The following is an 11498-nucleotide window of genomic DNA, read 5'->3' as shown; positions in this document are numbered from 1 at the left end:
CGCAGAGCCCGACGTGGGCGGCCATGTAGGAGTTTACAGCCAGTAGCGTAGGAGGTTTAGAGGGAAATGGATTTTGACGTCAGAATTTTCGCACCTCCAAAGCAATGCCCCCGGAATCCGCCAGTAGCGGACTCCATGGGCGGTGTAGGGAATCAGGCAGCTTCTTTGGTAGTGGCAGTGGTCAGGATGGTCAGCAGGGTCTGGGCTTGTTCGGCAGCGTCCCGGCCAAGGCTGGTCAGGTAGCCCCCGTCCGGTTGGTCGATAAGTCCTTTCGCGTGCAGGCGCTTGGCAGCAGCGATGGCAGTGGGCGCGGCGGTCTGGTGAACTTTCAGACCTTCCTTGGTGCTGTCCAATGGGAAGAGTACAAGGATTTCCAGTTCGGCAACCAACTCAGGGGTATACGACATAAGGACTCCAGACTTTCTAAGAATTTATTAGAGGCTAGCAGGCCATAAGGTGAACGCACTTTGCCGAACTGTCCAGCGTGTTGCTGCGCCCCTGGATTATTGCTTTTCCGGGGGCAGTTCCGGCAGGGCGCGCAGTGCAGTTTCATACCATTCGGTATTGAACGCACGGTCCTCTTCCAATAGCGCATCAATCTCGACAGCCAGCACGTGGGCCATCAGTTGCAGGATCTCTTCACGCCCGTAACCCACCAGTGTCAGCTTGTTGAACGTGGCTTTGGCCGCCGGCGGGTTTTCGCTTTCAATCTGGTTCTCGATCGCTTCGATCAGGGTGTTTTCGGCGAATTCTTCTTCGTCGTTGTCGATATCGGTCGGCTCGCTCATGGCTGGCTCCTCAAGGAAAGGGCGTCAGTCTACCCCCATTCAGGCGGGTGATGCTGCTGGCAAGGCCGGGCCCTGGGGGCTATAACCCTTGCAGCCAACCCCATTCCCGGCCTGGAGGCACCTGCAATGCTCAAGCTCTACGGATTCTCGGTCAGCAACTACTACAACATGGTCAAGCTGGCGCTGCTGGAGAAGGGACTGCCGTTCGAAGAGGTGCCCTTTTTCTCTGGGCAGACCCCCGATGTCTTTGCGGTGAGCCCACGTGGCAAGGTGCCGGCCCTCGGCGTCAAGCAGGGGTTTATCAACGAAACCAGTGTGATCCTCGAATACATCGAACAGACCCAGGAAGGACCTTCGCTGTTGCCCGCCGAGCCGTTCCAGCGAGCCCAGGTGCTGGCGCTGTGCAGGGAGATCGAGTTGTACATCGAGCTGCCGGCCCGTGCGTGTTACGCCGAAGCGTTTATGGGCATGCCGGTGCCGGAGGCGATCAAGGAGAAGTCCAGGTCCGAGTTGCTGCTGGGGGTCGGTGCGCTGGGCAGGCACGGCAAGTTCGCGCCGTATGTGGCGGGGGAAAGCTTCACGATTGCGGATTTGTACTTCATGTACAGCGTGAACCTCGCCTGTGCGGTGGGCGAAAAACTGTTCGGCCTGGATTTGCTGGCTGAAATGCCGGCGGCCAAGGCGTTGCTGGACATGTTGCATGCGATGCCCAACGCTCAGAAAGTGGCGGAGGACAGGGAGGCGGCGATGCCTGCGTTCAGGGCCATGATTGCGGCCAAGAAATAACCCAGGCTGCACCGCACCTCCCACCTGTTTAGCGGCTTGCGAGCAGGGCCTGGCCGCGTACCACTGCGGCTTTTACCTGCGCCGGGGCGGTCCCGCCCACGTGGTTGCGGGCGTTCACCGAACCTTCCAGGGTCAGCACGGCAAACACGTCCTGTTCGATCTGGTCGCTGAACTGGCGCAGTTCTTCCAGACTCATTTCCGCCAGGTCCTTGCCGGTGTCCACGCCGTACTTCACCGCATGGCCGACGATTTCGTGGCAATCGCGGAACGGCAGGCCACGGCGCACCAGGTAGTCGGCCAGGTCGGTCGCCGTGGAGAACCCGCGCAGCGCCGCTTCACGCATGATCGCGTGCTTGGGCTTGATCGCCGGGATCATGTCGGCAAACGCACGCAGCGAGTCGCGCAGGGTGTCGGCGGCGTCGAACAGCGGCTCCTTGTCTTCCTGGTTGTCCTTGTTGTAGGCCAGGGGTTGGCCTTTCATCAGGGTCAGCAGGCCCATCAAGGCGCCGAACACGCGGCCGCTCTTGCCACGCACCAGCTCGGGCACGTCGGGGTTTTTCTTTTGCGGCATGATCGAGCTGCCGGTGCAGAAGCGGTCCGGCAGGTCGATGAACTGGAATTGCGCGCTGGTCCACAGCACCAGCTCTTCGGAGAAGCGCGACAGGTGCATCATCGCAATACTGGCGGCGGCACAGAATTCGATGGCGAAGTCACGGTCCGACACGCCGTCCAGCGAGTTGCCGCCAACAGCGTCGAAGCCCAGCAATTGTGCGGTGTACTCGCGGTCGATCGGGTAAGTGGTGCCGGCCAGGGCGGCGCTGCCCAGAGGCATGCGGTTGGCACGCTTGCGGCAGTCCACCAGGCGCTCGTAGTCGCGGCTGAGCATTTCGAACCAGGCCAGCAAGTGGTGGCCGAAGGTCACCGGTTGCGCGGTCTGCAGGTGAGTGAAGCCCGGCATGATGGTGTCCGATTCACGCTCGGCCTGCTCCAGCAAACCTTTCTGCAGGCGGGTGATTTCGGACAGGATCAGGTCGATCTCGTCACGCAGCCACAGGCGGATATCGGTGGCCACCTGGTCGTTGCGGCTACGGCCGGTGTGCAGCTTCTTGCCAGTCACACCGATGCGGTCGGTGAGGCGGGCCTCGATGTTCATGTGCACGTCTTCCAGGTCGACGCGCCAGTCGAACGTGCCGGCTTCGATCTCGCCACGGATGGTGGTCAGGCCGTCGATGATGCTATCGCGCTCGGCATCGGTCAGCACGCCGACCTTGGCCAGCATCGTCGCGTGGGCGATGGAGCCCATGATGTCGTGGCGGTACAGGCGCTGGTCGAAGGTGACGGAGGCGGTGAAGCGGGCGACGAAGGCGTCGACGGGTTCACTGAAGCGGCCGCCCCAGGACTGGTTGGTCTTGTCGGTGCTCATGGATTCGCTCGTGATCTGCTTAATAAAGAGGCATGGAAGTGTGCCGGCGATAATAACAGGGTTGCCCGTGGACGCGGTGCTGCGGGTCGTCGGCATTTTTATTTGTGCAAAGGATGGCTAAGTGCCTTGCCGTCGACCGCGTCCAGGACGAGACTGAGGAAAGGGGCTTATTGAAACGATATTTGACGATTGAGCAATGTCGTCTCGGCGAGCGTCTACAGTTGGACTGATAGTGTGTGAATGCACCAAAGTCGGGTAATGCGGTCAGAGCCCAGACTATCCATTAAAAAGGGGGGTATTCGGATTGTGTATCAGCAAACCCTACGACGATGCCCGAAGGCAGCAGGTCTTGGGCGCTATTGAACAGGTCCGGGTAAATATGGGTGCCACTCTCAGGGCACTTTTTGCCGCTCGCGCTAGTCTTAGCGTGGATCGCTGTGACGCAAGTCACCGCACCTGTCTACGCTATCCTTGTGCGAGACTCACGCAGGAATCCAGCGCAATATGAATGTCCTGATCGTTGATGACGAACCCCAAGCCCGCGAGCGACTGAGCCGTCTGGTCAGTGAACTCGAGGGTTACGCAGTATTAGAGCCGAGCGCCACCACGGGCGAAGAGGCGTTGACGCTGATCGACAGCCTCAAGCCGGATGTGGTGTTGCTCGATATCCGTATGCCGGGCCTCGATGGCTTGCAAGTGGCGGCTCGATTGAGCGAGCGAGAGTCGCCACCTGCCGTGGTGTTTTGCGCAACCGGTGAAGAGTTTTCCACGGAAACGCTGGAAGCCAGCGGTGTCAGCTTCCTCATCAAACCGGTGGTGGGCGACGCCTTGCTCAAGGCCCTCAAAAAGGCTGAGCGCCCAACCCGCGTCCAGCTTGCCGCCCTGACTCAGCCTGCCGCCCAGAGTGGTAACGGGCCACGCAGCCATATCAGCGCCCGTACCCGTAAAGGCATCGAACTTATCCCGCTGGGTGAAGTGGTCTATTTTATTGCCGATCACAAGTACGTGACGCTGCGTCACCAGGGCGGCGAAGTGCTGCTCGATGAGCCGCTCAAGGCGCTTGAGGATGAGTTCGGCGACCGCTTCGTGCGTATCCACCGCAACGCGCTGGTGGCCCGTGAGCGCATCGAACGTTTGCAGCGCACGCCCCTGGGGCATTTCCAGCTTTTCCTCAAAGGCCTTAACGGCGATGCGTTGATCGTCAGCCGGCGGCATGTGGCCGGTGTGCGCAAGATGATGCAGCAGCTTTAGCCCAGGGGTTGTAGCGAGGCCTGCATTCCATATCCCGGTGCGAGGTGGCCAGGGAGGCCCCGCACTTGCTGATTCAAATCAAAGCGTATTTGCCTGAGCTGTTATTATCTGCCGTATCTATTCAGTACGGATTGATCCATGTCCTCTCGCGAAATCCGCATCGCCACTCGTAAAAGCGCCCTGGCCTTGTGGCAGGCCGAATACGTCAAAGCACGCCTTGAGCAGGCCCACCCTGGCCTCAAGGTGTCCCTGGTGCCCATGGTCAGTCGTGGCGACAAGCTGCTCGACTCGCCACTGTCGAAGATCGGCGGCAAGGGCCTGTTCGTCAAGGAACTGGAAACCGCGCTGCTGCAAAATGAAGCCGATATCGCCGTGCATTCGATGAAAGACGTACCCATGGACTTTCCAGAAGGCCTGGGCCTGTTTTGCATCTGTGAACGTGAAGACCCGCGTGACGCCTTCGTTTCCAATACTTATGCATCGTTGGATGAGTTGCCTCTGGGCAGCATCGTCGGTACGTCGAGCCTGCGTCGCCAGGCGCAGCTGCTGACTCGTCGTCCGGACCTGCAGATCCGCTTCCTGCGTGGCAACGTCAACACCCGCCTGGCGAAGCTGGATGCCGGTGAATATGACGCGATCATCCTCGCCGCCGCCGGCCTGATCCGTCTCGGTTTTGAAGACCGCATCACCTCGGCCATCAGCGTCGAGGACAGCCTTCCCGCCGGTGGGCAAGGCGCCGTTGGCATCGAATGCCGTACCGCCGACCGAGAAATCCACGCCCTGCTCAAACCTCTTGATCACCAGGACACCGAAGTGCGCGTCACGGCCGAGCGCGCCCTGAACAAGCACCTCAACGGTGGCTGCCAGGTGCCGATCGCCTGCTACGCCGTGCTCGAAGGTGAAAACCTGTGGTTGCGTGGCCTGGTGGGTGATCCGGAGGGTGGCACCCTGCTGACTGCCGAGGTCCGTGGCCCGCAACGTGATGCCACGGCCCTCGGTATCCAGGTGGCTGAAGCGCTGCTGGAGAAGGGCGCCGGTGCCATTCTGCAAAAAGTCTACGGCGAGGCCGGCCCGCAGTGACCGAATGGCGTGTGCTGCTGACGCGGCCTGCCGAGGAATCGATGGCCCTGGCGGCCACGTTGTCCGATGCGGGGGTTTTCAGCAGCAGCTTGCCGTTGCTGGATATTGAGCCGCTGCCGGTCACTCCTGAACAGCAGGCTGTCTTCCATGACCTGAGCCGCTACTGCGCGGTGATCGTGGTAAGCAAGCCGGCGGCGCGACTTGCGGTCGCGCAGTTGGATCGCGCATGGCCGCAGTTGCCATGGTTCAGTGTTGGCGCCGCCACCGCGCAGGTATTGGCTGATCACGGCCTCACCGTTCACTATCCCCCCACTGGCGACGACAGCGAGGCCTTGCTTCAATTGCCTGCGTTGCGCGAGGCTATCGCACGCCCTGATGCCCAGGTCTTGATCCTGCGAGGCGAGGGTGGTCGTGAGCTGCTGGCGGAGCGTTTGCGTGAGCAAGGTGCTAGTGTCGACTACCTGGAGTTGTATCGCCGTTTCCTGCCGGCCTACGACGCCGGGGTACTGATGCAACGCATCCAGTTGGAACGCTTGAACGGCCTGGTGGTCAGCAGTGGGCAGGTTTTTCTACACCTGCAAGCCCTGGCCGGAGCCGATTGGCCGCAAGTGGCACAGCTACCGTTGTTCGTGCCGAGCCCGCGAGTCCAGGAGATGGCGCGGGCCGCCGGTGCAGAAAAAGTTGTGGATTGTCGTGGTGCGAGTGCCGCGGCTTTGTTAGTGGCGATACGGAGCTATACCGTTCCCACTCTCTGAAACGCAAAGGACGGATACGTGAGCGAAACAGCCTTGCCTAAAGATGAAACCCAACCCGCACTTGATGCGCCGGTTGAGTCACCGGTCACCGCGCCGCGCCGTGGCAATGGCCTGGCAATCGTCGCCCTGCTGCTCGGCGCCGCCGGTGTTGCCGCCGGCGGTTGGGGGATCTGGCAGGTCCGCGCCCTGCAGGCCAGCAGCCTACAGCAGTTGGGCCAGGTGCAGACCCTCGATGACCAGTCCCAGTCCCTCAAGCAAAGCCAGCAGCAACTGGCGGCGCGCCTGGCGCAGTTGCCGGGTGCGGATGAGCTTGAGGAGCGCCGTCGTCTGGTGGCCCAGTTGCAGGGCGACCAGCAACGTCTGAGCCAGCGCCTGGAAACCGTGCTGGGCGCCAGCCGCAAGGACTGGCGTCTGGCCGAGGCCGAACACTTGATTCGCCTGGCGAGCCTGCGTCTGTCTGCCCTGCAGGACATCAACAGTGCGCAGGCGCTGGTGCAGGGTGCCGACGAGATTCTTCGCGAGCAAAGCGATCCCGGCTCCTACGCGGCACGCGAGCAATTGGCCAAGAGCCTTGCCGCGCTGCGTAGCACCGAGCAGCCGGACCGCACCGGGCTGTACCTGCAATTGGCGGCCTTGCGCGACCAGGTCGTGCAATTGGCGGCCATCGCCCCCGAATATCAGTTGACCGAGCCGGCCTCCCAAGGCCGCCCGACCACCGACACCGAAAGCCGCTGGAGCCAATGGTGGGAGCAGATTTCCCGCTACTTCCGCATCGACTTCAACCCGGATGACAACATCCGCCCGCTGCTGGCCGGCCAAGGCTTGAACCAGGTGCGCCTGGCCCTGAGCCTGGCCCTGGAGCAAGCACAATGGGCCGCTCTCAATGGCGAGTCGGCAGTCTATAGCCGCTCCCTGGGCGAGGCGCGCAGCGTCTTGCAGGACAACTTCAACCAGGACAACCCACAGAGCAAGGCGATGCTGGCGCGTATTGCAGAGCTTGAGCCCAAGGCGGTGTCGGTGGTGACGCCGGACCTGGCTGCGAGCCTGGCGGCTGTGCAGGCGTACCTTGAGCGGCGTCATCTGTCTGCCGACGAAGCCAAGGCGGCGGCGACGCCGGCGAAGCAGGAGTAGAGCTGATGAAACGTTTCTATGTGGTCCTGGTGCTGGCGATTGCCATCGCGCTGGCGCTGGCGGTGGGCATTTCGAAACACACCGGTTACGTGCTGGTCACCTACCCGCACGTGCTGCATTACGAGTCAAGCCTGTGGGCGACCGTGGTGGCGGTGTTTGCCATCGGTTTGGCGATTTACCTGATCCGCGTGCTCCTGAGCCTGGTCACCACTTCCGGTGGCGTGGTCAACCCGTGGTCGCGGCGCAACCGCAGCCGCCGCGTGCAGATCGCCATCGAACAAGGCCAGATGGACCTCGCCGAAGGCCGCTGGGCCAGCGCCGAGCGCCACCTGCACCGCGCTGCCGAAGCCGAGCGTCAGCCACTGCTGTACTACCTCGGCGCGGCCCGTGCTGCCAATGAGCAGGGGCGCTACGAAGAGTCCGATGGTTTGCTGGAGCGTGCCCTGGAGCGTCAGCCCCAGGCCGAGCTGGCGGTTGCCTTGAGCCATGCCCAACTGCAACTGGACCGTGGTGATACGGAGGGTGCGCTGACCACCTTGCAGGCGATGCACGAACGCCATCCCCATAACGCGCAGGTGCTGCGCCAATTGCAGCGCTTGCATCAGCAGCGGGGCGACTGGTCATCGGTGATCCGCCTGTTGCCGGAATTGCGCAAGGACAAAGTCCTGCCCGCCAGTGAACTGGCCGAGCTTGAGCGTCGTGCGTGGGGCGAGAACCTCAGCCTCGCAGCCCAACGTGAAGAACAGGGCGAGGCCGGCTTGCAGTCCCTTGAACGGGCTTGGCAACAACTGACATCCGCTCAGCGTCAGGAGCCGCAATTGGTCCTGGCCTATGCCGAGCAATTGCGTCAACTGGGCGCCGACGCCAAGGCTGAGGAAGCATTGCGCGGCGCCATCAAGCGTGGTTACGACAGCCACCTGATCCGGCTGTATGGTCTGTTGCGTGGCAGCGATCCGGCCCGGCAGCTGAAGTTTGCCGAAGGTTGGCTGAAGGATCATCCTGGCGATGCCAGCCTGCTGCTGACGTTGGGCCGTCTGTGCCTGCAAAACAGTTTGTGGGGCAAGGCACGAGACTATCTGGAAAGCAGCCTGCAAGTGCAGCGTAACCCTGAGGCCTGCGCCGAGCTGGCGCGCTTGTTGGCCCAACTGGGTGACACCGAGCGCAGTAACCAATTGTTCCAGGAAGGGCTGGGTTTGCTGGATAACCGTTTGCTGGCCTCACCGTTACCCGTCCCGGCTCGGGTTTGAGGTAGGAAGACAGGCGAGGGTTGGCTCGGATATATCTGGCAGCCAATCCCTCAGGACCTCGGAAAGCAGCTATCAGCGCGATTGTAGGTAAAGTCCGACCCTCTGTTGTCTAAAGTCTTCCATCTTCTGGCGGGATCTCCTTACCCTCTCGCGGAATCGTCTGCTCCAGCATGTATTGAAAGCGGTCAGGCCTTTCCTCTACCGTAGCGACCTATCTTTCGCGATGCGGATAAAGCATGTCTTTGGCCCCTTCACGCTCCTTGTATGTCCTTGCGTTCCTGGCGGGTGCGCTGACATTGGGCGCCTCGTTTTACCTCGAGTTCGGGGTCTCGTTGCGTCCTTGCTTCCTGTGCCAGATGCAGCGGGGTTTCCTGGCCGGTTTCACATTAGTCAATCTGGTCGCCGCCCTTCATAACCCCAAGCGCTCGGTTATCTGCCTGTATGGGCTGGCGAGCATGGGCTTCGCACTGCTGGGTGCCATTACCGCCGTACGCCAGGTACTGCTGCAAAACGCCGCACCGGGACAGTCGGCTGATTGCTGGCCCAGCCTGCATTACATGATCGAAAACCTGTCGTTTTGGCAGGCTCTGCAATTGACCGTCAAAGGCACCGTCGACTGCGTTGAGATCAACTGGACGCTGTTTGACTTGAGCCTGCCGGAGTGGAGCCTGCTGTTCTTCATTGGGATGTTGATACTGGGCGTCATGCAATTTTCACAGCTGTTTTTGAGCCAGCGTTTGCGCCCGGCGAGGCGCTGATATCGGGTCGCAGTTTGTAGGACGGGATTAAACACTTGTATGAACTTTCTCTCCTGCGTACCTTGAAGCCATAGTCATGCGGGCATAATCTGGCCCGCACGTGTAGTTCAAACCGTTTGTCAGATGCGGCCTTGTCCGGCTGCTGCTTTATCCTTGAAGTGTTGCGCGGGCACCAGGCGGCAGCGCCCCTATTAGGGAAGAGAGATCATCATGCTGGAAAGTTGTCAGAATGCTCAGGAACGCTGGGGTGGGGTGCACAAGCTGATCGACAGCTGGCTGAAGGCACGTCACGAACTGGTTCGGGCCTTTGATGCTCTTGGCGCCAAGCCTGAAGCACTGGCCGAGAACCGTGAACCGTTGCAGGACTTTTGTGGTGTCTTGGTGGACTACGTGTCAGCCGGCCATTTCGGTGTCTACGAGCAACTGACCAAGGAGGCGGAGGCCTTTGACGATCAGCGTGGCCTGGATTTGGCGGAGACCCTCTACCCGCGCATCGATGTCATCACTGAGAAGCTGCTCGAGTTCACCGACCTGTGCGATGCCGGTAACTGTGTGGCGGATAAATTCAAAGAATTGGGCGCGTTGCTTCACGAACGATTCGAGCTGGAAGACTGCTTGATCGAAGTGCTGCACAACGCTCACAAGGAAGAGTCTGCTACCCAGGCTTGATCCTCGATAATAGGGGTACAAAAAACGGTGCGCATGGCGCACCGTTTTTTGTTGCCTCAGTGTCGGGTACCGAGCAATTCGATCTCGAACACCAGGGGTGTATAGGGCGGGATCAATTCGCCGGCACCGTCGGCGCCATAGGCCTGGGACGATGGAATCACCAGGCGCCATTTGGCGCCCACCGGCATCTGTTGCAACGCGTTGCTCCAACCGCTGATCACACTGTCCAGGCGAAACCATTGAGGTTGCGCGCTCTGGTCGAACACTGTCCCATCGGGTAGCCGTCCCACGTACTTCACTTGAACCTGATCGCTGGCCTTCGGCTTGTCGCCAGTGCCTGGGGTGAGCTCGGTAAGCAGGATTCCATCCGCCAACTCGCGCACACCCTTTGCGGCTTTTTCTTTGCTCAGGAATTGTTGTTCGGCCGCGAGTGCTTTTTCGCTTTGAGGTGCCTGCGCGTCAGCTTCGCTTTGTGCTTCGTGCTGGGCAAGAATCTGTTCGATGCGTGCGTTGTCCAGCGCCAGGGGTTTGCCTTGATAGGCTTGTTTGAGGCCTTCGACCAGCGCCTGGATCTGCAAGTCGGGAACCTCTTGGCGCAGGCGTTCGCCGAGGCTGGCGCCCAGGCTGTAGGCGAGGTCGTGCTGGTTCTGGTCGGTGTTTTTTACCGGCGATTGTTCGCTCGCATTGGCCACCGAAATCGCCAGGCCAAGCACAAGAAAAAAGTAACGCGACATGGGCATCCTCCCGCCGAAAGTGCGACGGATTATGCCAGTGTGGTGACGTAAAAAGTGCCGCGTATTTTCGTTATCTCGATAAGAATTTTCTCACGGTGCAACGCCAGGCAAACGATACTGTCAACATGCCCTAGCGGCGGTAAGAGCAGAGGGCTAGTATGAGCCGCACCCACGTCAGCCAGGAGGTAAACCATGTCGGCCAAACAGAAGCCTGTTAATACCCCGTTGCATTTACTCCAACAACTCTCGGGCAGCTTGCTCGAACATCTGGAAAGCGCTTGTTCCCAAGCGTTGGCCGATGCAGAAAAACTGCTCGCCAAGCTGGAAAAACAACGCGGTAAAGCGCAAGAGAAGCTGCACAAATCCCGCACCAAACTGCAAGACGCCGCTACTGCCGGCAAGGCCAAGGCACAAGCCAAAGCCAAAGACGCTGTCAAAGAACTTGAGGATCTGCTGGACGCCCTCAAGGATCGCCAAGCTGAAACCCGCGCCTACATTTCCCAACTTAAAAAAGATGCTCAGGAAAGCCTGAAGCTGGCCCAGGGCGTTGGTCGTGTGAAGGAAGCCGTGGCTAAGGTGCTGGGCGCTCGTACCCCAGCTAAAGCTGTTGCAGCGAGCGCGAAGAAGCCGGCGAGCAAAGCTGTTGCTGCCAAGGCACCCGCTAAAGCCGTAGCAAAACCTGCTGCTGCCAAGCCAGCCGCTAAAACCGCTGCTGCAAAACCAGCCGCCAAGCCAGCCGCTAAAACCGCTGCTGCGAAACCAGCCGCCAAGCCAGCCGCTAAAACCGCTGCTGCAAAACCAGCCGCTAAAACCGCTGCTGCAAAACCAGCCGCCAAGCCAGCCGCTAAAACCGCTGCTGCGAAACCAGCCGCCAAG

Annotated in this window: 13 protein-coding genes; 9 read left to right on the top strand and 4 right to left on the bottom strand. The window is 60.6% G+C overall.

Annotated elements, in window-relative coordinates:
* Window positions 1-152: 152 nt before the first annotated feature.
* Complete coding sequence (locus tag AC3WP7_RS11305; RefSeq protein ID WP_010207442.1) at window positions 153-407, bottom strand: TIGR02647 family protein; 255 nt, start codon at window positions 405-407, stop codon at window positions 153-155.
* Window positions 408-503: 96 nt separating this feature from the next.
* Entirely contained in the window at window positions 504-788 is a 285-nt protein-coding gene (locus tag AC3WP7_RS11300; RefSeq protein ID WP_102592397.1) for a hypothetical protein, read from the bottom strand.
* 126 nt (window positions 789-914) lie between these two features.
* Between AC3WP7_RS11300 and AC3WP7_RS11295 the strand changes: the two genes are divergently transcribed.
* Window positions 915-1574 carry a glutathione S-transferase family protein gene (locus AC3WP7_RS11295; protein ID WP_093514193.1) on the top strand — a complete coding sequence of 220 codons (660 nt, stop codon included), beginning with the start codon at window positions 915-917 and terminating at the stop codon, window positions 1572-1574.
* Window positions 1575-1602: 28 nt separating this feature from the next.
* Here the strand turns inward: AC3WP7_RS11295 and argH are convergent, their stop codons facing one another.
* Window positions 1603-2997, bottom strand: a complete 1395-nt coding sequence (gene argH, locus AC3WP7_RS11290; protein WP_071488042.1) for an argininosuccinate lyase — start codon at window positions 2995-2997, stop codon at window positions 1603-1605.
* 504 nt (window positions 2998-3501) lie between these two features.
* Here argH and AC3WP7_RS11285 point away from each other — a divergent pair.
* From AC3WP7_RS11285 to rsd, 7 genes are all read left to right on the top strand, one after another.
* Window positions 3502-4248 (top strand): LytR/AlgR family response regulator transcription factor, encoded by a 747-nt coding sequence (locus tag AC3WP7_RS11285; RefSeq protein ID WP_071488041.1) that lies wholly within the window; start codon window positions 3502-3504, stop codon window positions 4246-4248.
* 138 nt (window positions 4249-4386) lie between these two features.
* The gene (hemC, locus tag AC3WP7_RS11280) at window positions 4387-5328 is read left to right on the top strand and encodes a hydroxymethylbilane synthase (RefSeq protein WP_093120456.1); all 942 of its coding nucleotides are present in this window, start codon (window positions 4387-4389) and stop codon (window positions 5326-5328) included.
* On the top strand, window positions 5325-6083 hold the full coding sequence (locus tag AC3WP7_RS11275; RefSeq protein WP_102592398.1) for a uroporphyrinogen-III synthase: 759 nt from the start codon (window positions 5325-5327) through the stop codon (window positions 6081-6083). The genes hemC and AC3WP7_RS11275 overlap by 4 nt, the downstream gene beginning before the upstream one ends.
* 18 nt (window positions 6084-6101) lie before the next feature.
* Window positions 6102-7214 (top strand): uroporphyrinogen-III C-methyltransferase, encoded by a 1113-nt coding sequence (locus AC3WP7_RS11270; RefSeq protein ID WP_093527184.1) that lies wholly within the window; start codon window positions 6102-6104, stop codon window positions 7212-7214.
* Between the two features lie 5 nt (window positions 7215-7219).
* Window positions 7220-8461 carry a heme biosynthesis protein HemY gene (locus AC3WP7_RS11265; RefSeq protein WP_071488037.1) on the top strand — a complete coding sequence of 414 codons (1242 nt, stop codon included), beginning with the start codon at window positions 7220-7222 and terminating at the stop codon, window positions 8459-8461.
* 236 nt (window positions 8462-8697) lie between these two features.
* Window positions 8698-9219: a disulfide bond formation protein B gene (locus AC3WP7_RS11260; protein WP_071488036.1), complete on the top strand. Its 522-nt coding sequence runs from the start codon at window positions 8698-8700 to the stop codon at window positions 9217-9219.
* A 210-nt stretch (window positions 9220-9429) separates the two neighbouring features.
* Window positions 9430-9888, top strand: coding sequence for a sigma D regulator (gene rsd, locus AC3WP7_RS11255; RefSeq protein WP_092241730.1), 459 nt, complete (start codon window positions 9430-9432; stop codon window positions 9886-9888).
* Between the two features lie 56 nt (window positions 9889-9944).
* Here the strand turns inward: rsd and AC3WP7_RS11250 are convergent, their stop codons facing one another.
* Window positions 9945-10622 (bottom strand): FKBP-type peptidyl-prolyl cis-trans isomerase, encoded by a 678-nt coding sequence (locus AC3WP7_RS11250; protein ID WP_092241732.1) that lies wholly within the window; start codon window positions 10620-10622, stop codon window positions 9945-9947.
* A 192-nt stretch (window positions 10623-10814) separates the two neighbouring features.
* Here AC3WP7_RS11250 and AC3WP7_RS11245 point away from each other — a divergent pair.
* A partial coding sequence (locus tag AC3WP7_RS11245) for an AlgP family protein (RefSeq protein ID WP_492599326.1) occupies window positions 10815-11498 on the top strand: 684 nt, incomplete at its 3' end.

The organism is Pseudomonas sp. FW305-3-2-15-C-LB1 (assembly GCF_058787615.1).
This window is presented reverse-complemented; position numbering and strand designations above follow the sequence as displayed.